The 21646-nt window shown below is 64.7% G+C and carries 16 protein-coding genes; 6 read left to right on the forward strand and 10 right to left on the reverse strand.

What is annotated here, in order from left to right:
* Positions 1-55: 55 nt before the first annotated feature.
* Both AB1Z25_RS00770 and AB1Z25_RS00775 read right to left on the reverse strand, forming a co-directional pair.
* Entirely contained in the window at positions 56-532 is a 477-nt protein-coding gene (locus AB1Z25_RS00770; RefSeq protein WP_107797845.1) for a WbuC family cupin fold metalloprotein, read from the reverse strand.
* Between the two features lie 112 nt (positions 533-644).
* Entirely contained in the window at positions 645-1904 is a 1260-nt protein-coding gene (locus AB1Z25_RS00775) for a glutamate-5-semialdehyde dehydrogenase (RefSeq protein WP_486636397.1), read from the reverse strand.
* Between the two features lie 244 nt (positions 1905-2148).
* On the opposite strand from AB1Z25_RS00775, the gene AB1Z25_RS00780 reads away from it, so the two are divergent.
* From AB1Z25_RS00780 to AB1Z25_RS00795, 4 genes are read left to right on the forward strand one after another with little or no spacing between them, the layout of a single operon-like run.
* The gene (locus AB1Z25_RS00780) at positions 2149-3141 is read left to right on the forward strand and encodes a sulfate ABC transporter substrate-binding protein (protein WP_486636398.1); all 993 of its coding nucleotides are present in this window, start codon (positions 2149-2151) and stop codon (positions 3139-3141) included.
* A 7-nt stretch (positions 3142-3148) separates the two neighbouring features.
* A complete protein-coding gene (gene cysT / locus AB1Z25_RS00785) occupies positions 3149-4003 on the forward strand; it encodes a sulfate ABC transporter permease subunit CysT (protein WP_048408327.1) in 855 nt (284 codons plus the stop codon).
* Position 4004: 1 nt separating this feature from the next.
* Positions 4005-4901, forward strand: coding sequence for a sulfate ABC transporter permease subunit CysW (gene cysW, locus AB1Z25_RS00790; protein WP_048408326.1), 897 nt, complete (start codon positions 4005-4007; stop codon positions 4899-4901).
* Positions 4898-5974, forward strand: a complete 1077-nt coding sequence (locus AB1Z25_RS00795; protein ID WP_486636399.1) for a sulfate/molybdate ABC transporter ATP-binding protein — start codon at positions 4898-4900, stop codon at positions 5972-5974. The genes cysW and AB1Z25_RS00795 overlap by 4 nt, the downstream gene beginning before the upstream one ends.
* Before the next feature lie 161 nt (positions 5975-6135).
* On the opposite strand, the gene AB1Z25_RS00800 is transcribed toward AB1Z25_RS00795, so the two are convergent.
* From AB1Z25_RS00800 to AB1Z25_RS00810, 3 genes are all read right to left on the reverse strand, one after another.
* Complete coding sequence (locus AB1Z25_RS00800) at positions 6136-6585, reverse strand: hypothetical protein (protein ID WP_486636400.1); 450 nt, start codon at positions 6583-6585, stop codon at positions 6136-6138.
* 971 nt (positions 6586-7556) lie between these two features.
* Entirely contained in the window at positions 7557-9218 is a 1662-nt protein-coding gene (locus AB1Z25_RS00805; protein WP_486636401.1) for an acid phosphatase, read from the reverse strand.
* Between the two features lie 72 nt (positions 9219-9290).
* On the reverse strand, positions 9291-10178 hold the full coding sequence (locus AB1Z25_RS00810; RefSeq protein WP_486636402.1) for a phytanoyl-CoA dioxygenase family protein: 888 nt from the start codon (positions 10176-10178) through the stop codon (positions 9291-9293).
* Between the two features lie 238 nt (positions 10179-10416).
* On the opposite strand from AB1Z25_RS00810, the gene AB1Z25_RS00815 reads away from it, so the two are divergent.
* The gene (locus tag AB1Z25_RS00815; RefSeq protein ID WP_486636403.1) at positions 10417-12027 is read left to right on the forward strand and encodes an FMN-binding glutamate synthase family protein; all 1611 of its coding nucleotides are present in this window, start codon (positions 10417-10419) and stop codon (positions 12025-12027) included.
* Positions 12028-12029: 2 nt separating this feature from the next.
* Here AB1Z25_RS00815 and AB1Z25_RS00820 read toward each other — a convergent pair whose 3' ends face one another.
* The 5 genes from AB1Z25_RS00820 to AB1Z25_RS00840 form a co-directional block, all read right to left on the reverse strand.
* Positions 12030-12434 carry a hypothetical protein gene (locus tag AB1Z25_RS00820; RefSeq protein ID WP_107797854.1) on the reverse strand — a complete coding sequence of 135 codons (405 nt, stop codon included), beginning with the start codon at positions 12432-12434 and terminating at the stop codon, positions 12030-12032.
* A 57-nt stretch (positions 12435-12491) separates the two neighbouring features.
* Complete coding sequence (locus AB1Z25_RS00825) at positions 12492-12917, reverse strand: DciA family protein (RefSeq protein ID WP_048413534.1); 426 nt, start codon at positions 12915-12917, stop codon at positions 12492-12494.
* A gap of 83 nt (positions 12918-13000) precedes the next feature.
* On the reverse strand, positions 13001-14314 hold the full coding sequence (locus AB1Z25_RS00830; RefSeq protein WP_253313501.1) for an ABC transporter ATP-binding protein: 1314 nt from the start codon (positions 14312-14314) through the stop codon (positions 13001-13003).
* A gap of 10 nt (positions 14315-14324) precedes the next feature.
* Entirely contained in the window at positions 14325-16064 is a 1740-nt protein-coding gene (locus AB1Z25_RS00835) for an ABC transporter permease (RefSeq protein ID WP_235084911.1), read from the reverse strand.
* Positions 16065-16421: 357 nt separating this feature from the next.
* The gene (locus AB1Z25_RS00840) at positions 16422-18461 is read right to left on the reverse strand and encodes an alkaline phosphatase D family protein (RefSeq protein WP_486636404.1); all 2040 of its coding nucleotides are present in this window, start codon (positions 18459-18461) and stop codon (positions 16422-16424) included.
* 436 nt (positions 18462-18897) lie between these two features.
* Between AB1Z25_RS00840 and secA the strand changes: the two genes are divergently transcribed.
* Positions 18898-21609 carry a preprotein translocase subunit SecA gene (gene secA, locus AB1Z25_RS00845; protein ID WP_227106503.1) on the forward strand — a complete coding sequence of 904 codons (2712 nt, stop codon included), beginning with the start codon at positions 18898-18900 and terminating at the stop codon, positions 21607-21609.
* Positions 21610-21646: the final 37 nt, after the last annotated feature.

Genomic DNA, 21646 nt, shown 5'->3' on the forward strand with positions numbered 1-21646 from the left:
CAGGGGCGAGGCGGCTGGCAAGCTTATTCGGCTAGCCGTTTGACCGGCGCGGGGCTCAGCCGTCGAAGCGCTGGCCGGCTTGAGCGCGGCGCAGGAAATCCAGCATCGCCGGCACGCGCTCGGAACCCTCGACCGGGGACCAGGCGGCCAGGTTCTGGTCCTGCAGCGGCAGATACGGGCCGTGCTTGACTTCGAACACCACGCTGCCCGGTTGCAGCGACACCACCGAGTGCCAGGTGTTGGCCGGCATTTCGAAGACGCGCGCGCCGTCCGCGCCCAAGCGATGGCGGCCTTGCACCACGCCGGCCTCATCGAAAACGATCACCTCAAAGGCGCCGCTGAGCGCGATCAGCATCTCCCAGCTGTGGTCGTGGCGGTGCGGGCGGACATAGGTGTCCGGCTCCATGGCGATGGCCAGGCGCTGGATCGGGTCTTCCAGCTGGACGTGGAAATTCTGGTTGGCGCGCAGGCGCGGCGCACAGGCGGCTTTGGCCGACAGCGCGGCCAAGTCTTGTTGGTTCAGGGTCAGCATGGAATCGCCCGGTATGGAAGCAAAGCAGCGATTATCAATGAAAACGCCGCCGGCAGCGAGGCCGGCGGCGTAGCGAAAGCCGCTCAAGCAAGCGGCCTTCGATGCGGCGGGATCAGGAGCGGATATGGCCGTCGCCCAGCACGATCCACTTTTGGCTGGTCAGACCGGTCAGGCCCACCGGGCCGCGCGCGTGGATCTTGTCGGTGGAAATGCCGATTTCCGCGCCCAGCCCGTATTCAAAGCCGTCGGCGAAGCGGGTGGAGGCGTTGACCATCACGCTGGCGGAGTCCACCTCGCGCAGGAAGCGGCGGGTGCGGCCGTAGTCTTCGGACACGATGGCGTCGGTATGGTGGCTGCCCCAGTGGTTGATGTGTTCGATGGCTTCGTCCAGATCCTTGACCACCTTGACGGCCAGGATGGGCGCCAGGTATTCGCTGGCCCAGTCCTCTTCCCCGGCCGGGCGCACCTTGTCGCCCAGGATGGCGCGGGTGCGTTCGCAGCCGCGCAACTCCACGCCTTTTTCCCAATAGGCCGCAGCCAGGCGCGGCAGGATGAATTCCGCGAAGGCGGTGTGCACCAACAGGGTTTCCATGGTGTTGCACGTGCCGTAGCGATGGGTCTTGGCGTTCAGCGCGATGTCGAAAGCCTTGTCCGGGCTGGCGGTGTCGTCGATGTAGACATGGCAGTTGCCGTCCAGATGCTTGATCACCGGCACCCGCGCCTCGGCGCTGATGCGGGCGATCAGGCCCTTGCCGCCGCGCGGCACAATCACGTCCACGTATTGCGGCATGGTGATCATCTCGCCCACCGCGGCGCGGTCGGTGGTGGCCAGCACCTGCACCGCCTCGGCCGGCAGGCCGGCTTCGCGCAAGCCCTCGTGCACGCAGGCGGCGATGGCCTGATTGCTGTGGAAGGCCTCGGAGCCGCCGCGCAGCAGCGCGGCGTTGCCGGATTTCAGGCACAGGCCGGCGGCGTCGGCGGTGACGTTGGGGCGGGCCTCGTAAATGATGCCCACCACGCCCAAGGGCACTCGCATCTTGCCCAGCTGGATGCCGGAAGGACGGTAGGCCATCTCGCTGACCTCGCCCACCGGGTCCGGCAGCGCGGCGATTTGGCGCAGGCCTTCGGCCATGCCGGCGACGGTATTCTCGTTCAAGGCCAGGCGGTCCAGCAGCGCCGGCTCCAGGCCGGCCTTGCGCGCGGCCTCCATGTCCAGAGCGTTGGCGGCCAGCAGCTGCGCCTGCTCGCGCAGGATGGCGTCCGCCATCGCCAGCAGCGCGCGGTTCTTCTGCGCGGTGTCGGCGCGGGCCAGTTCGCGGCTGGCTTTGCGGGCGGCCTTGCCCGCCTGTTGCATATAGTCTTTGACGTTCATCGTGGAAACTTCCGAGAGCCAGAATAGAGGATTGACTCTGAGAGTAAACCAAAGCGGGGAGGGCGGCCAGAGCGGTGCGCGCGCGGCTGGAGCGCGCGGGAATGCGAAGAGGGTGGGGCGGGCTTGTTAGATGATTGAGGGATAAGAGTATTTCACAATATTATTTATGGATATAACAGTCCTTGGGTATAGTCGGGAACATCTCGGGAACATCGCCGATCATCCATTCAGAAAAGGTCTGTCCATGAAGCTCCGTCTCGCCCTGGCCGCCCTGTTGCTGGCCGCGTCAGGCTCCGCGCTGGCCGACGCCACATTGCTCAACGTGTCCTACGACGTGATGCGCGACTTCTACAAGGACTACAACCCGGCCTTTCAGAAAGCCTATAAGGCCAAGACCGGCGAAACCGTCACCCTGCAGCAGTCGCACGGCGGCTCCAGCAAGCAGGCGCTGGCGGTGGCCAACGGCCTGGCCGCCGACGTGATCACCATGAACCAGGCCACCGATATCGACCTGCTGGCGGGCAAGGGCCTGGTGCCGTCCAACTGGGCCAGCCGCCTGCCCAACCACGCGGTGCCGTTCACCTCCACCATCGTGTTCCTGGTGCGCAAGGGCAATCCGCAGCAAGTGCGCGACTGGAGCGATCTGGCCAAGCCGGGCCTGAAAGTGGTGATCCCCAATCCCAAGACTTCCGGCAACGGCCGCTACAGCTATCTGGCGGCCTGGGGCTATGCGCTGAAACAGCCGGGCGGCAACGAGGCCAAGGCCCAGGATCTGGTGGGCCGCATCTTCAAGAACGTGCCGGTGCTGGACGGCGGCGGTCGCGCCGCCACCACCACCTTCATGCAGCGCCAGATTGGCGACGTGCTGGTGACCTTTGAAAACGAGGCGGAAATGATCGCCCGCGAATTCGGCCGTGGCGGCTTTGAACTGGTTTACCCCAGCGTGTCCGTGCTGGCCGAGAACCCGGTGTCCGTGGTGGACAAGGTGGTGGACCGCAAGGGCAGCCGCAAGCAGGCGGAAGCCTATCTGCAATACCTGTGGAGTCCGGAAGGCCAGAAGCTGGCCGCCGACAACTACCTGCGGCCGCAAGACCCGGCGGTGGCCAAGCAGTTCGCCGCCCGCTTCCCGGCGGTGAAAACCTTCACCGTGGCCAGCGTGTTCGGCTCCTGGACCGCGGTCAATCAGAAGCACTTCGCCGACGGCGGCAGCTTCGACCAGATCTTCAGCAAGAAATGAGCGCGTGATGGCGGCCAGCGGCTTCAATCTGATCAATAAGCGCCACTCGGTGCTGCCCGGCTTCGGCCTGTCCTTCGGCATCACCCTGTTCTGGCTGGGCCTGATCGTGCTGCTGCCCTTCGCCGCGCTGCTGTGGTCGGCGCACGGCATGGGCTGGGCGGCCTTCGTCGACGCGGTGGCCCATGAGCGCGTGGCCGCCGCCATCCGCCTGTCCTTCGTTTCCGCCGGCATCGCCGCGCTGATCAATCTGCTGTTCGGTTTCCTGGTGGCCTGGGTGCTGGTGCGCTACCGCTTTCCCGGCAAGCGGCTGATAGACGCGCTGGTGGACCTGCCGTTCGCGCTGCCCACCGCGGTGGCCGGCATCGCGCTGACCACGCTGTACGCGCCCAACGGTTGGATAGGCCAATACCTGGAGCCGCTGGGCCTGAAAGTGTCGTTCACCCCGCTGGGCATCATCGTGGCGCTGACCTTCATCGGCCTGCCCTTCGTGGTGCGCACGGTGCAGCCGGTGCTGGAAGACCTGGAGCGCGAACTGGAAGAAGCCGCCACCTGTCTGGGCGCCGGGCGCTGGGACATTTTCCGGCGCGTGATCTTCCCGGCGGCCTTGCCGGCCTTGATCACCGGCGGCGCAATGGCCTTCGCCCGCGCCACCGGCGAATACGGCTCGGTGATCTTCATCGCCGGCAATATCCCGATGGTGTCGGAGATCGCTCCGCTGATCATCGCCGCCAAGCTGGACCAGTTCGATCAAAACGGCGCGGTGGCGGTGGCGCTGGTGATGCTGGCCATCTCCTTCCTGTTCCTGTTCGCCATCAACCTCATCCAATGGTGGGCCGCGCGCCGCCACGGCGCGGGTAAATGATATGCAAAGCCTGACCACTGAATCGCGCACGGTGCGCTATCTGCTGACCGGCCTGGCCTTGGCCTTCTTGTTCCTGTTCCTGCTGGTGCCGCTGCTGGCGGTGTTTTGGGAAGCCTTCCGCAAGGGCTGGGACCTGTACCTGGCCGCGCTGGTGGAGCCGGACGCATGGGCGGCCATCAAGCTGACGCTGACCGCCGCCGTCATCGCCGTGCCGCTGAACCTGGTGTTCGGCGTGGCGGCGGCCTGGGCCATCGCCCGTTTCGAATTCCGCGGCAAGAGCTTCCTGACCACGCTGATCGACCTGCCGTTCGCGGTGTCGCCGGTGGTGGCCGGCCTGATGTACGTGCTCTTGTTCGGCGTCAACACCGCGCTGGGCGGCTGGCTGCAACAGCACGGCCTGCAAGTGATCTTCGCCGTGCCCGGCATCGTGCTGGCCACCGTCTTCGTTACCTTCCCCTTTGTGGCCCGCGAGCTGATCCCGCTGATGCAGGCCCAGGGCGCGGACGAGGAGCAGGCGGCGCTGGTTCTGGGCGCCTCCGGCTGGCAGACCTTTTGGCGCGTCACGCTCCCCAATGTCAAATGGGGCCTGCTCTACGGCGTGATCCTGACCAATGCCCGCGCAATGGGGGAATTCGGGGCGGTCAGCGTGGTGTCCGGCCATATCCGCGGCCAAACCAATACCATTCCGCTGCATGTGGAAATCCTGTACAACGAGTACAACTTCGTCGGCGCCTTCGCCTGCGCTTCGCTATTGGCCTTCCTCGCCCTGGTCACCCTGGGCGTCAAGAGCCTGGTGGAGTGGCGGATGGCGCGACAGAGCGACGCCGCCGCGGAACGCAGCGCGGCCGCTCGCCTGGCCGCCGCCGGCCGCGCCATAGCCAAGGACCAGCCCGCATGAGCATAGAAATCCGCAATATCCGCAAACAGTTCGGCGATTTCGTCGCGCTGGACAATGTCAGCCTCAACGTGGAAGCCGGCGAACTGCTGGCGCTGCTGGGGCCGTCCGGCTGCGGCAAGACCACCTTGCTGCGCATCATCGCCGGCCTGGAACAGCCGGACGCCGGGCAGGTGCTGTTTTCCGGCGCCGACGCCACCCACACCCATGTGGCCGAGCGCGAAGTGGGCTTCGTGTTCCAGCATTACGCGCTGTTCCGCCACATGACGGTGTTCGACAACGTGGCCTTCGGCCTCAGCGTCAAGCCGCGCAAGAGTCGGCCCGGCAAGGACGAGATCCGCGACAAAGTGATGCAGCTGCTGAAAATGGTGCAGCTGGACTGGCTGGCGGACGCCTATCCCGGCCAGTTGTCCGGCGGCCAGCGTCAGCGCATCGCGCTGGCGCGCTCGCTGGCGGTGGAGCCCAAGGTGCTGCTGCTGGACGAACCCTTCGGTGCGCTGGACGCCAAGGTGCGCAAGGACCTGCGCCGCTGGCTGCGCGATCTGCACAACGATATGCACATCACCAGCGTGTTCGTCACCCACGATCAGGAAGAAGCGCTGGAAGTGTCGGACCGGGTGGTGGTGATGGACCACGGCCACATCGAGCAAGTGGGCCGTCCGGACGATATCTACGAAAACCCGGCCACGCCCTTCGTCACCCAGTTCCTGGGCGATGTGAATTTGTTCCACGGCCGCATCGAGCGCGGACAGTTGCAGATCGGCGGCTACGCCCATGCGCTGGAAGGGCTGAGCCTGGCCAGCGGCGACGAGGCGGTGGCCTATGTGCGCCCGCATGATCTGGACCTGTCGCGCCAGGCCGACGGCGCGCTGGCGCAGGGCACGGTGGAGCATATCCACGCGGTGGGGCCCATTGTGCGGGTGGAGCTGGTGCAGGCCGACGGCCGGAGCATTGAGGCGGCGGTGAGCAAGGAGCGTTATCGCGAGTTGGGCGTTTTGCCCGGCGACAACCTGTATGTGACGCCGAAGAAGTTGTCGGTGTTCGCCAAGCAGGAAGGTCAGGATTACGTGATTTGAGCGCTTGTCGCTTCCATTCAAAACGCCCCGGAAGTCGGGGCGTTTTTTTTGTAAGATGGCTGGGTCTAGCTTGTTGGTGGGTATCGCCTATCGGCTCCACCCACCCTACAAACTGCCTGCCGTAGGGTGGGTGGAGCGTAGCGATACCCACCGCAAGATGCTTAGCGGTTTCGCAGGCGGATGCGGCGGAAGCGCGCTTCCAAATCAATCCGCTGTCCCAGCGCCAGGTAGAGCTGGTGTTGGCTATCCACATGGCGGTAGACCCGGACCCGGTCGGCGCCCAGCAGCATCATGATTTCCAGATAGTTGAAGAAGCCCATCCACTGGCCGCGTCCGGCGCGGTCGTCAAAATCGATGTCGCGGGCCACGCGGCTGAGCAGGCCTTTGCCGACATATTCGCGGTTGTCCTTCATCCATTGCAGCAGGTGGGCCGCGCATTCGCGGCCGTAGGCGCTGTCGGCGGGGTAATCCTTACGGGGCGTAGGCATTTGCCAGTAATGCCGATAGGTGCGGCCGGGGCAGAAACGGACGAAGGGGAGAAGCGCTTCCTGCTGCTCCAGCGAGTGCAGTTTGTAGCGGCGACGACGGGGGAAGTTGTGAGGATGTTGCATGGTGTTTCTCCTGTAATGACACAAGATGAAGCACCTGATCCCAAAGCAGAGGGAACAGGATTGGCGTCTAAACAAATCAAATAGTTGAAAATGGAGGCTTATAGCCCACCATGCGTCTGCCAAGTAGCACGCTCATGATAAAACCAAGCTCACACCGGAAAGTGTGAGCCCTCTGTCAACTTACGGGACGCCAATCCCGTGTGCCGCTTGTGGGCGGCAACGTGGGAATTGTTCCTGAGGGAGTGCTTGGGGTCAAGGTGGGGTGGTTGGTTCAGCCAGGTGCGTGGGAGAGGATGGGGCAAGCGCGTGGCGGGATTGGCGTACCGAGTGAGCCCCAAACCGGTGAGTGCATTACACTCTCCCGCCATGCGCCCGCCAAATGACGTAGCAAGGTTGGGATTGTTGCCGAGGGTAAGAGGTGGATCAAGGCGGCGTGGTTGCTTTGGCTAGGTGTGTGGGTTTTGTATCCGCTGCGCGAGTGATGGTTTAGGTGCGGCTTTCCGCGCTGACCGAGCGAGGCAAGCGCAGCGTCGCGAGGGAATAAGATGGAAAGGGGGCGGGCCGCCGCCCCCTTTCATCCCCCGCCGTTCCCCTGGACGCGAAACCCGGAGCGCGCCCCGAGGGGACACTTGGGCGCTACACGAGGTGGTCTGCTCTCATACAAAAAGATCAATGATGGATCCCTTTTGGGGATAACTATCCAATTCCACCCGATCTGTGGATATCTCCAAAGAGCCAAGGAGAAACCACGTATCCGACGCGCCCTGGGTCCCTTCAAGCCTGCCGTCGGGCGGCAGGCCCGAGGTTTTAGCTACGCAGAAACTTCGCTTCGCTCGTTTTAAGCGGCTGCCTGTTCGAGCACCGCGACGTTAGCGCGCCATCACTGAGCGAATCGAAGATTCGCACGTAGAGAGTTCAGCGCGGAAAGCGGCACCCAAATTATCACCCGCAAAGCGGATGCAATAACCCCCTCACGCAAACGCCAAAGCCCCGGTCAAATCCCCCGGCGGCTGCGCGCCGCGCGCGCGGAAGGCCGCATTGCGCGCGCTCACCCCTTCCAGCTCCGGCAAATCGTGCAGCCGGCTAATGAAACGGATGATGGACGTCGTATCGTAAAAGGTGTGATCCACATGCCCACGCTTGGCGAACGGCGAGGCGATGATTGCCGGAATCCGCGAGCCCGGCCCCCAGCGGTCCCCCTGCGGCGGCGCCACATGGTCCCACCAGCCGCCGTTCTCATCGTGGGTGATCACCACCAGCATATGCTTCCACTGCGGCCCGCTCATCAAATGCTGCAACACATTGGCCACATGACGGTCGCCGGACTCCACGTCGGAATAACCGGCGTGCATGTTCAGATTGCCCTGCGGCTTGTAGAAGGCCACCGCGGGCAGTTTGCCGGCCACGGCGTCGGCGATGAAGCGGTTGGAAATCGGGCTGTCGCCCAGGCCGCCGTCCAGCAGATGGCGCTCGCGGGCGGCGCTGCCGGGTGCGAACTGGCGGAAGTAGTTGAAGGGCTGGTGGTGGTACTGGAAGTTGGGCGCGTCGCCGCCGCCCTTGCCGTCCAGCGCCGCCTGCCAGCTGCCGCCGTACCAGGCCCAGTCTATGTGCTTCTCGGACAAGAGGTCGCCTATGGTGCGGTAGCTTTGCGGCGGCAGGGTGCTGGGATCTTGCGGGTCGGCGTAGCGCTTGTCGCCGCCTTCCGCCGGCCGTACAAAGCTGGGCTGGTAGGGCGGGGCCATGGTGTTGACCGCGTAGCCGTCCGGGGTGATGGCGCCGTTGTTGACGAATTTGGGCGGGCCGTCCAGCGCGGAGGCCGGGGATTTGGGGTCCAGCGCCAACTGGTGGCCGGTGGGCCCGTCGGCCAGTACGGCGATTTTCTTCTTGGCCGGGGTCTGGGCGGCGTTGAAGTATTCCGGGGTGCGCGCGGAGATCAGGAATTGGTGGTTGAGGTAGGAGCCGCCGAAGGCCGCCATGAAGAAGTTGTCGCACAGGGTGAAGCGACGGGCGATCTGCCATTGGTTGAGCGTGCGTGCGGTGTCCGGGTAGTGGCCCATCACCAGCGCGCCGGAATCGGCCCAGGCGACGAACTGGTCGTTGCGGCCGTCGTTGATCTGCATCTGGTTGTGATAGAACAGATGACAGAGATCGCGGGTGATCACCGCCTCCGGCAGCGGCTGGCCTTCGGCGTCCTTTAGCGGGAAGGGCGCGTTGGGCAGGCCGTGGATGTCTTTTTCTTCGATGAAGTAGCGCTTGCCGGCCACGGTCTGGCCGGTGGGCACCAGGCCGCCCCAGATCTTGGGCAGGCCGGACAGCGGCTGACCGTCGCGGTCGCGTTGCTGCGTCTGTTCCGGCTTGACCGCGCTCAGCGGCTGGGCCACGCCGGGGAAGTTGCCGTAGAGGTTGTTGAAGCTGCGGTTTTCCAGGTAGATCACCACCACGTTTTTGATATTGGCCTTGAGCAGGGCGTCCAGCTTGCCGCGGCGCGGGTGGCTGCTGGGCGCGGCGGCGGCGGGCAAGGCGCAACTGGCGCCGATGGCGGCCAGGCCTTCGAACAGGCGGCGGCGGGAGGGGTCTTGCGGGGCGTCCGTTTCGGCTGGCAACGAGCTGTCCTGTTCATCGGCGGCGGTCATGATGCGTCCTTGTCTGAGAGCATGCGGTGTTGTCCATCATCCCGCCGCCGTGTTGCGGCAGGATGTCGGCGTTTAGTCGGCGCGCAGCGCGGCGGCGCGCGCTTCCGCCAACGGCTGGCGAATTTCCTCCGGCAGGAATTCGCGGAACAGCGTGTCCGCCGGCGGCTCCTCGCGTAGCAGTTCTATCGGGTCGCGGCCGTCTATGCTGCCGAGATTGGGCGCGTGAACGAAGTAGCCCAGCAGCCGTTGCAGCCGCGGCGGCAGCGTGCGGGCCAGTTCGCGGGAAACGGCGAGATATTGGTTTTCCGCCTGGCGCAGCCAGCCCAGGTTGTAGCTGATGACCACGCCGGTGCGCGCTTGGTCGCTGTGGTTGGCGCCGCCGCAGTGGGTCAGCGAGCCCAGGTAGATCAGCACCGAGCCGGCGGGCATGGCGGCGCTGATGACTTCTTCCGGACGGGCTTCGCGCGGCTCGGGCCAGCGGTGGCTGCCGGGCACGACGCAGGTGGCGCCGTTCTGTTCGGTGAAGTCGTCCAGCGCGTACATGCAGTTGATCATTTTTTCCGATCCGGGCGCGGTGCCGGGGAACATCAGATCGTCGCTGTGCAGGAATTGGCGCGGTTCGCCGGGGCCGATGCTGATGGCCTGGGTCAGATTGAGCTGGTATTCGCGGCAGCCGCGCAGCAGGAAGGCGTCCATCACTTGCAGGATCAGCGGATGGGCGGCGAGTTCTCGGGTGACGGGCACGCGTTCGATCAGACCGCTGATCCTGCGCGTGGCGTAGCCGTAGAAATCGCCCTGACAGGGGGCGGAGCGGTCCAGCAACGGTTGCAGCTGGGCGCGGAACTGGGCCAGGCTTTCCGGGGTCAACAGCTGTTCTATCACGATGCCGCCGTCTTGTTCTAACGCGGCGATCAGGGTTTCCGGCGCGGTGTCCGGGCGGAAGCGTTGCAGGCTGGGCATGTGGTGGATTCCATCGTTTTATCTAATGAACCGGCGGCCGGGCCGCGGCGGTGTGGATGTCGAGCGATGTTATCTTCCGGATAGTCGTCGTGTTTGTGGAGCCGGCCTTTAGATCAGGTGGCGGACTATCTATGTAGTGAATGTATTTATTAATGTGAATGGGCGCTTGCCGCAGCTTGTGCGCGGCGGAGCGTCACCTTACCCTGGGCCTTCTCCGCCACCTAGTTTTGGAGTCCACATGAGTGTGTCTTTGTTGAGCCGTTACGCTTTCTTCTCCTGTTGCCTGTTGTTCACCTTGTTCAGCCTGCCTTTCGTCCATTACGAGTGGTTGTGGCCGTTCACGCTGGCGGCGGCCGCGCTGACGCTGCTGGGGGTGTTCGATCTGCTGCAAACCCGTCACGCGGTGCGGCGCAATTACCCGATTCTGGGCAATATCCGCTACCTGGTGGAAAGCATCCGTCCGGAAATCCGCCAGTATTTGCTGGAGTCCGACCGCGAGCAGCTGCCGTTTTCGCGCGCGCAGCGCTCCCTAGTGTACGCGCGGGCCAAGAACGAGGGCGCGGACAAGCCGTTCGGCACCTTGATCGATGTGTACCAGCCGGGCTTCGAGTTCATCAGCCATTCGATGCGGCCGGCGCCGCTGAGCGATCCGGCCGGTTTCCGCGTGGAGATCGGCGGCCCGCAGTGCGCGCAGCCGTATTCGGCGTCTCTGTTCAATGTGTCGGCAATGAGTTTCGGCGCGCTCAGCGCCAACGCCATCCGCGCCTTGAACCAGGGCGCGCAACGCGGCGACTTCTATCACGACACCGGCGAGGGCAGCATCAGCCCTTACCACTTGGAACATGGCGGCGCGCTGGTGTGGGAGCTGGGCAGCGGCTATTTCGGCTGCCGCGACGCGGCCGGTGGTTTCGACGCGGAGCGCTTCGCCGAGCAGGCGCGCAATCCGCAGGTGAAAATGATTGAGATCAAGCTGAGCCAGGGCGCCAAGCCCGGCCACGGCGGCATTCTGCCCAAGCACAAGGTGACGCCGGAAATCGCCGCCACCCGCGGCGTGCCGCTGGGGCAGGATTGCGTGTCGCCGTCGCGCCACAGCGCGTTTTCCACGCCGATCGAACTGATGCGCTTCATCGACCGGCTGCGCGAGCTGTCCGGCGGCAAGCCGGTGGGCTTCAAGTTCTGCCTGGGTCACCCGTGGGAGTTCATGGGCATCGCCAAGGCGATGCTGGAAACGGGGATTCTGCCGGATTTCATCGTGGTGGACGGCAAGGAGGGCGGCACCGGCGCGGCGCCGCTGGAGTTCACCGACCACATCGGCGTGCCGCTGCGCGAGGGCCTGCTGTTTGTCCACAACGTGCTGGTGGGGCTGAATCTGCGCGACAAGATCAAAATAGGCGCCAGCGGCAAGCTGGTCAGCGCCTTCGACATCGCCAGCGTGCTCGCCATAGGCGCGGACTGGGCCAATTCCGCGCGCGGCTTCATGTTCGCCATCGGCTGCATCCAGAGCCAGAGCTGCCACACCAACCGTTGTCCCACCGGGGTGGCGACGCAGGACGCGCTGCGCCAGCGCGCGCTGGTGGTGCCGGACAAGGCGGACCGGGTGTTTCATTTCCACCGCAACACCATGAAGGCGCTGGCGGAGATGCTGGCCTCGGCCGGGCTGGAACATCCGTCGCAGCTGCGGCCGCACCACTTGGTGCGCCGCGTCAGCGATACCGAGATCCGCCTGTTTTCGCAGCTGCACGTCTTTTTGCAGCCGGGCGAGTTGTTGGAGCCGGAGATCAAGGCGGCCTTTTACGGCCGCATGTGGCAGATGGCGCGGGCGGACAGCTTTGAGGCCCAGCCGGCCTGAGCCTATTGCGGGGCGGAGGCGGCGCCGCTTTCTTCGTCGTCCGCGTCCTTGGGCGGCGGCACGATGCGCCATTGGCCGTCCTGGCGGCTGAAGCGCATCCGTTGTTCGCGCTCCACCGGCTTGCCGGTGAGCTTGCGGGCCTGATAACTGACTTCGCAGTCCAGCGTGGCGTTTTCCTCGTCGTTCTGGCAGTCGTTCACCGCGGTGACGCGCAGGTCTTTGAGCGTGGATTCCACCATGGAGCGCATCAGCAGGGTGTGGGTGGATTCCGGCTTGGAATCGAATGAGGCGAGCGCCTGGGCCTTGAAAGCGGCTTCCGCCTCGGCCGGCGTCGGCTGTTCCGTCGGCGCGGCCTGGGCGAAGCCGGCGGCGAGACCGGCGATCAATATGATGATGTGTTGTTTCATGCCGCGACTTTAAGCCGGTTTGGCCGGCGGCGGCAAGCTGGGCGGCGGTCCCGGTCTTTACTTGCGGTGGTGGGCGATCAGCTTGGCCAGCGCGGCGCTGACCAGCGGATTGCTGACGCTGGCGGCGGCTTCTTCCATGCCGTCCAACGCGTTCTGGCTGATTTTCAGCTTTTTTTCACGCGGCTTGCGCGCCAGGCGGACATCCACCTTGACCCGGGTTTTGCCGGCGATGAAACCTTGCTTGGCCAATTGCGGCAACAGGCCGGGGGCCAGCATGCGCAAGCGGGCGGCGATGATGCCGGTGTCGGTGTAAATCACCAGCTCGTCGTCGCGGATGCGCACGGCGCGGCAGCTGCCGACCAAGAGCGGCGGCAGCAGTTTCTGAAAGGCGCGGTCCAGCTTCATCAGCTCTTTGGCCTCGGCGGTGAGCCGGGTCAGGGTGCTGTCTTTGCTGGCGATGTCGTTGAATTGGCGTCCGAACATGGCGGGCAGTCTAGTGAAAACAGTCCATTGTAGCCGCTGAGGGGGGCGCTTGGGGAGCCTTGGGCCGGCGGCGCCCCCAAGTCTTACTGTCCGCCTTCCACATCCTCCAGACTGAAGGTTTCGCTGTGGTCGTTGTAGGAGAAGATTTCCGCGTAGCGCCCCCAGCTGATCACGGTGTCCAGCGTCTCTTCGGCGGTTTCGTCGGACAGCGAGTCTTCCAGCTCCTGGGCGAAGCGCAGCCGTGGCGCGCGCTGGCCCGGGCGTTCCTGCAGCACTTTGCGGATGTGGGCGGCCATGGGCACGTGGCGCAGCAGGTGTTCGGCGAACTGCACTTTGCGTTCCTGGGTGCCGTAGTCGGCGAACAGCTTGCCGGCGGCGGTGAGCAGGATGTCGCCGTCTTTCAGTTCGGCGAAGCCCAGGTGTTCCAGGATTTCCGCCACCGGGAACAACTCGTCCACTTCCAGCCGTAGCTTTTCCGCGATTTCCGGCATGTCCGCCTTGCCGTGATACGGCGCTTGCGCCACTTCCTCGATCAGGCCGGCCATCAGGTTGGTGGAGACCTCGCTTAACTGGCTGCCGATTTCCAGCGGCAGCTTGTGCAGGGTATGGGCGCTGCGGCGCGCGGTCATCAGCGCGTAGATGTCGTCCACCATTTTGCGGAAGGCCGGGTCCAGCCGGTTGCGGCGGTGCGGGAAGGGCACCTTGATTTCCGCCACCACGCGGCCGGGATTGGACGACAGCACCAGGATGCGGTCGCACATGAACACGGCTTCTTCGATATTGTGGGTGACGATGAGCACGGACTGGATGGGCAACTGGCCTTCGCTCCACAGATCCAGCATATCGGTGCGCAGCGTTTCGGCGGTGAGCACGTCCAGCGCGGAGAAGGGCTCGTCCATCAAGAGCAGGGTGGGGTTGACCACCAGGCCGCGGGCGAAGCCGACGCGCTGGCGCATGCCGCCGGACAGCTCGCGCGGGTAGGCGTTTTCAAAGCCGTCCAGGCCGATCAGGTCGATGGCGGCCAGCGCGCGGCGGCGGCGTTCCTTGGCTTCCACGCCCAGCGCTTCCAGGCCGGCCTCCACGTTTTGCAGCACGGTCAGCCAGGGGAAGAGCGCGAAGGTCTGGAACACCATGGCCACGCCTTCGGCTGGGCCGGTCAAGGGCTTGTCGTGGTAGCGGACGTCGCCGCTGCTGGGCTTGATCAGGCCGGCGATGATGCGCAGCAAGGTGGATTTGCCGGAGCCGGAACGGCCCAGCAGGCCGACGATCTCGCCTTCGCGCAGCGTCAGGTTGACGTCGTCCAGCACCTGGATTTCGTCATTGCCCTTGTTGAAGCCGCGGCAGACGTTTTTCAGCTGGAAGATTTCCCGTCCCGGGGTGGTGGTGTCTAGTGTCATGGTTGCCCCCTTAGCTGAGACGGAGTTTGTTTTCGGCGATGGCGTACAGCGGACGCCACAGCAGGCGGTTGAACAGAACGACGAAGATGGACATCACGGCGATGCCGAGCAGGATCTTGGGGTAGTCGCCGGCGGCGGTGGTCTGGGCGATATAGGCGCCCAGGCCGTGGGCGGCCAGTTTGTCGTCGCCCCAGGACACGTATTCGGACACGATGCTGGCGTTCCAGGCTCCGCCCGACGCCGTTATCGCGCCGGTGACGTAGTAGGGGAAGATGCCGGGCAGCATCACTTGCCGCCACCATTGCCAGCCGCGGATGCGGAAATTGGCCGCGGCTTCGCGAAAATCGTTGGGGAAGGCGCTGGCGCCGGCCACCACGTTGAACAGGATGTACCACTGGGTGCCCAGCACGATCAGCGGCGACAGCCAGATATCCGGATTGAGCTTGAAGTGGACGATGAAGACCACGAACACCGGGAACAGCAGATTGGCCGGGAAGGCGGCGAGGAACTGGGCCAGCGGCTGGATTTTTTCCGCCAGCGCCGGGCGCAGGCCGATGTGCACGCCCAGCGGCACCCAGATCAGCGAGGCCAGCAGGATCAGCAAGGTGACCCGCAGCAGGGTGATCAGGCCCAGGCCCAGCACGCGCAGCACTTCGGCCGGGCCCACTTCGGTATGGATGAAGGTCAGCAGCTTCCAGCTGGCCAGCAGGCCCAGCGCCGCCACCAGCAGCCACCAGACCACGTCGATGCCGCGCGACACCGGCGTTTGCGCCTCCGAATGCAGGCCTTGCGGCAGGCTGTAGTTGAGGCGCAGCCGGGCGGTTTTGCGCAGCAGTTTGCCAAAGGGCTTGAGCAGCAGCTGGATGGCGCGGGTGCGCTGGATCAGCTTGAGCACCCAGGACTCCGGCGCGGATTGGCTGGAGGTGTCTTCCAGGCGGAATTTGTCGGCCCAAGCCACCATGGGGCGGAACAGGAACTGGTCGTAGACGACGATGACCACGGTCATGGTCAGGATCACCCAGCCCACCGCGGCCAGATCCTTGTGCTGGATGGCCATGGCCAGATAGGAGCCGACGCCGGGCAGGGTGACGGTCTTGTCGCCCACGGTGATGGCTTCCGAAGCCACCACGAAGAACCAGCCGCCGGACATGCTCATCATCATGTTCCAGATCATGCCGGGCATGGAGAACGGCACTTCCAGCTTCCAGAACTTCTGCCACGGCGTCAGCCGCAGATTGACGGAGACTTCCTCCAGATCGCGCGGCACGGTGCGCAGCGATTGGTAGAAGCTAAAGGTCATGTTCCAGGCTTGGCTGGTGAAGATGGCGAAGATGGCGGCGAACTCCGCGCCCAGCACCCGGCCGGGGAACAGCGCCAGGAAGAAGGTGACGGTGAAGGAGATATAGCCCAGCACCGGCACCGATTGCAGGATGTCCAGCATGGGCACCAGCAGCAGGCCGGCGCGACGGCTCTTGGCCGCCAGCGTGCCGTAAACCAGGGTGAAGACCAGCGCGGCGGCCATCGCGGCCAGCATGCGCAGCGTGGTGCGCAGCGCGTATTCCGGCAGATTGGCCGGGTCCAGTGTGATGGGAACGGTTTGCAGCGCGGTCAGCGGCGCCCAGGTTTCACGGATGCCGGTGGTGGCCATCAGCAGGAAGCCGAGCAGGAGCGGAAACGCGATCAGGTCCCAGCGGTTGGGAATCAGCCGCTTGGCCGTGGCGGGCATGAAATGGCGGACAACGGCTGTCATCGGGCCTCTCCGGTTTATCGCCGCCGACGCCGGCGGTGTGTAGTCTGTTTTGTCCGGGCGGAGTTGCGGCGGAAAGCCGGCCCGACGATCTGGGGTTGCGGCGCGACGCGCGGCCGGGATCGGCCCGCCTGCCTTCACAGCATAGGCCAGCATCAGGGACGGCGGGCTGTCGCGGAGGCTGGTTTGCGGCGGGAAAATGCGCGTGGCGTAGGCGCTGGATACTAGCAGAGTTGCGTGGACGGGAATGTTACCGGCGCCGCAGATTTGTTGGGCTTTTGTGACGGATTGTACTGTTTGAAACTGAGTGGCGTTTCGCCACCCGCTCCCGGCGTTCCGAGCGGGCGGCGGCGCCAATGCTTACAAGACGTTGACGGCGGGGCTGCCGGCCGCCACTTCCACGGTTTTGACGCTGGCGGTGGCCGGGCTGGGCGCCGCGCCGCCGTTCAGCGCGCCCACCTTGTGGAAGACACAGCTGAGTTTGGCCGGCGTCAGCGTGACCAAGGCGTAACCCTGGGCGTCGCTGTCCACGTATTTGAGCCAGCTGTTGAAGCTTTGCAGGGTGTTGGTGAAGGTGTTGACCACCTGGCCGCTGACCGTGGTGTAGATCAGCGGTTTGGCCTTGGAGAAGGCCGGCATGGTGTCCACCACGTTTTTGAAATAGCTGAACAGCGAGTTGCTGGACACGCCGGCGGTGACCAGGTCCACCATCACCGGTGCGGGGCTGGCGGCGTCGTAGTCGTCCATCACCGGGCCGGCGAAGAAGGCGTGGATGTCGCCGGTGAGCGCCACCACATTGGCGATGCCCTGGGCTTTCAGATAGGCCATCAGCGCTTTGCGTTCGGCGTTGTAGCCGTCCCATTGATCGGCGTTGAGGATGAATTTATCGAAGAACATCGACGGCGGCAGGCTGGCGTCCAGGCCGGGCTTGATGGCGGCGTTGAACACGCCGGCGGAGATCGCGCCGCCGCTGAGGGTGTTCAACAGCGGCTGGGTGTTGGCGTAGCTGACCACGGGCGTGGAGCCGCTGGTGTTGGCGGCGGCCAGGTCCAGATAGAGCGCGCCTTGCAGCTGGGCGATCTGCGGCTGGGTCAGCGTCAGGCCCATGCCGGCCAGTTGCGGCGCCAGGCCCTGGGTCAGCAGCGAGGCCACCGCGACGGTGCCGTCAAAGCCCATGCGCAGCAGCGAGACTTCATTGCCCCACAGCTTCCAGGTGGTGGCGGCGGATTTCATCTGAGTCTGCCACCAGGCGCGCTGCGTCTCGCCCAGGATGGAGACATTGAGCAGATTGCCGCCGGTGGAGGCCATCTTGCTGGCTTCCACCTGGGCCAGGGTGTTTTTCTGCACGAAGTAGCGGCTGCCGATTTCGCCGCCGGCCTGGGTCTCCGGGATGATGTGGTCGCTGCGGTACAGGCGCTCGTCGGTCATCACCAGGGTGGCCAGATCGCCGAAGGTGAAGCTGCGGTAGATCTGGATGTTCTGGAACGAGGGGTTGTTCAAGTCCAGCCGTACGTCGGCCGGCATGTTTTCGAACCAGGCCTGGCTGGCGCTGCGGCGGCGCGCGGTTTGCGGCGAGCTGTCGTCGGTGGCGGTGTATTCCTGGCGGTCCTGCCAGCAGTCGTCGGAAAACTCGTGGTCGTCCCAGATCGCAATCATCGGGAAGCTGGCGTGCAGCTTTTGCAGGCGGGCGTCGTTGCGGTAGGACTTGTACAGCGCGCGATAGTCCGCCAGCGTGGTGGCGTAGCGGGCGCCGTCGGCGCGCAGGGTGCCGTTGGGCAGGCTCAGCGCCGGGTGGCGGGTTTCGTTGCCGCCGCTCTGGAAGCCGGCGCCGACGGTTTCGTAGATGTAGTCGCCCAGATGGACGATGAAGTCCAGGTCCTGATTGGCCAATTCCTCGAAAGCGCCCCAGTGGTTGACGCTCCAGTCCTGACAGGAAATGAAGGCGAACTTGAGCTGGGACAGCGGCGCGCCGGCGGCCGGCGCGGTCTTGGTGCGGCCGGTCATGCTGACCGCCGGGCCGGTGAGGAAGCGGTAGTAGTAGGTGGCGGCGCTGCCAAGGCCGGTGACCTTGTGGCGTATGGTGTAGTCCCAGTCCGGCTGGGCGCTGAGCGCCACGTTCACCAGCAGGGTGGAGAAGTCCGCGCGGTCGGACAATTGCAGCGTGACTTTGACGTTCTGGCTGCCGTCGCCGCCGTCGACACGGGTCCACAACACGATGCTGTCCGGCTTGGGGTCGCCTGAGGCGACGCCCTGGCTAAAGCCGCTGCCGTTGACGCCGATCGCGGCGCCGGAGCCCCCGGGCAGGCTGCCCGCGCCCCCGCCGCCGCATGCGCTCAAGCCGCCGGTGGCGACGGAGGCGGTCAAGAAGCCGCTCCACTTCAGAAACTGTCTGCGATCCATCGATGTCTCCCCTCTATTGTCCTGCGTGCTTGTGTCTGAATCGGGCCGTGGGCGGCCCTTGTCGGAAAGGCGCTATTGTTTGAGGGGATTATTAAAGTGGCATGACAGCGGGTGTCAATTTAATTGAGTGTTTGCTCGAATTGGCCCGGAAAACGTGGGTTAAAACCAACACTTGTTTGAGTTTGATCCGCTTCCGCCCGCCAGCGCCGCGCCGGGGCCGCGCGCTTTGGGACGCGGCCGCGCCGCGGCGGGCGGTTTTCGCGCGCGCATCCGGCGGCGGCCGGGCGCGGAGGAAAATAAAGGCCGCGCACAGCGCCTGCCCCCTTGATACAGCGCAAGCGCGCCCCCATAAAATAAGACTGCTAATGTGCTACACTTTCAGGCATTTTTGCGGACACCTTACCTAAACAGCCCGCTGGTCTCTGGATTCGATTACATGATTTCTTCTTTGCTTAAAAAAGTATTCGGCAGCCGCAATGACCGGCTTCTGAAGCAATTCCACCAGACGGTGGTGCGCATCAATGCTCTGGAAGAGGGCTTGAAAGCGTTGTCCGACGAGGCTTTGGCGGCCAAAACCGATGAGTTCAAGCAACGTCTGGCCAAGGGCGAGACGGTGGACGGCCTGTTGCCAGAAGCCTTCGCGGTGTGCCGCGAAGCCTCGCGCCGGGTACTGGGCATGCGCCACTTCGACGTGCAGCTGATCGGCGGCATGGTGTTGCACTACGGCAAGATCGCCGAGATGCGCACTGGCGAGGGCAAGACTCTGGTGGCCACGCTGCCGTCCTATCTGAACGCGCTGACCGGCGACGGCGTGCATGTCGTCACCGTCAACGACTACCTGGCCAGCCGCGACGCCGGCATCATGGCCAAGCTGTACAACTTCCTCGGCCTCTCCGTGGGCGTCAACCTGTCCCAGATGCCGCACGACGAGAAGCAGAGCGCCTACGCCTGCGACATCACTTACGGCACCAACAACGAATTCGGCTTCGACTATCTGCGCGACAATATGGTGTTCAGCGTGGAAGAGAAGGTGCAGCGCAAGCTGGCCTACGCGGTGATCGACGAGGTGGACTCCATCCTGATCGACGAAGCGCGCACCCCGCTGATCATCTCCGGCCCGGCCGACGACAATATCGACATGTACCAGCGCATGAACGCGGTGCCGCCGATGCTGAAGCGCCAGGAAACCGAAGAGGGCGAGGGCGATTACTGGGTGGACGAGAAAGCCAACTCGGTAATGATGTCCGAAGCGGGCCACGAGCACAGCGAAGAAATCCTGACCCGTCTGGGCCTGCTGAAGGAAGGCGACAGCCTGTATTCCGCCACCAACATCACGCTGATGCACCATCTGATGGCCGCTCTGCGCGCCCACTCGCTGTTCCACAAGGACCAGCACTATGTGGTGCAGGACGGCGAAGTGGTGATCGTGGACGAATTCACCGGCCGCCTGATGTCCGGCCGCCGCTGGTCCGAAGGCCTGCACCAGGCGGTGGAAGCCAAGGAAGGCGTGGAGATCAACCGCGAGAACCAGACGCTGGCCTCGATCACCTTCCAGAACTACTTCCGTCTGTACGGCAAGCTGGCCGGCATGACCGGCACCGCCGACACCGAAGCTTACGAATTCCAGAGCATTTACGGCCTGGAAACCGTGGTGATCCCGACCAACCGGCCCATGGTCCGCAAGGACGCGCAGGACAAGGTCTACCGCTCCGCCAAGGAGAAGTACGACGCCATCCTGGCCGATATCAAGGACTGCCACGAGCGCGGCCAGCCGGTGCTGGTGGGCACCACCAGCATTGAAAACTCCGAACTGATCGCCAATCTGCTGCAAAAGGCCAAGCTGCCGCACAATGTGCTGAACGCCAAGGAACACGCGCGCGAAGCCGATATCGTGGTGCAGGCCGGCAGCCCCGGCGTGATCACCGTGGCCACCAATATGGCCGGCCGCGGCACCGACATCGTGCTGGGCGGCAATCCGGAGCCGGAGATCAAGGGCGTCGAATCCGACGACAGCTTGTCCGCCGAGGAGAAGCGCGCGCGCATCGAGAAGATCCGCGCCGATTGGCAAGTGGTGCACGATCAGGTGCTGGCCGCCGGCGGCCTGCACATCGTGGGCACCGAGCGCCATGAATCGCGCCGTATCGACAACCAGCTGCGCGGCCGTTCCGGCCGTCAGGGCGACCCGGGCTCCTCCCGTTTCTACCTGTGTCTGGAAGACCCGCTGCTGCGCATCTTCGCCTCCGATCGCGTCGCCGCGATCATGGACCGCCTGAAAATGCCGGAAGGCGAGGCGATCGAGCACCCGTGGGTGTCCCGCTCCATCGAGAACGCCCAGCGCAAGGTGGAAGGCCGCAACTTCGACATCCGCAAGCAATTGCTGGAATACGACGACGTCGCCAACGACCAGCGCAAGGTGATCTACCAGCAGCGCAATGAAATCCTGGTGGAAAGTGATGTGTCCGACGTGGTGGTCAATATGCGCGAAGGCGTGTTGTCCGACCTGGTGGACCTGCACCTGCCGCCGGAATCCATGGAAGAACAGTGGGATCTGCCGGGCCTGGAGAAAACGCTGGAAGCCGAATTCCTGCTGCCGATCAAGGTCAGCGAATGGCTGAAGGCCGAGCCGGCGCTGGACATCGAAAGCATCCGCGAACGCATCATCGAGCAAGCCGCCGAGACCTATCAGGCCAAGGTGGAGCTGGCCGGCGACGGCGTGATGCGCCAGTTCGAGCGCAGCCTGGTGCTGCAGATGCTGGACAATCACTGGCGCGAACATCTGGCGGCGATGGATCACCTGCGCCAGGGCATCCACCTGCGCGGTTACGCGCAGAAGAACCCCAAGCAGGAATACAAGCGCGAAGCCTTCGAGCTGTTCGCCGACATGCTGGAGCGCATCAAGCGCAGCGTGGTCAATGTGCTGATGACGGTGCAGATCCGCAGCCAGGAAGACGTGGACGCGGTGGAGCCGCACCAGGTGGGCGAGTACGAAATGCAGCACGCCGCGCCGGGTTCGGCGCTGGGCGAGGACGAGGATAATCCGCTGTCCCCGGACGCGCTGGCGGCGCAGGGCCTGCGCATCGGCCGCAACGACGCCTGCCCATGCGGCAGCGGCAAGAAGTACAAGCAGTGCCACGGCCGCCTGGAGTGATCCGGTAGCCGCAGGGCCAAAAGCCGACGCGCGAGCG

This window comes from Chromobacterium sp. HL1 (assembly GCF_057418835.1).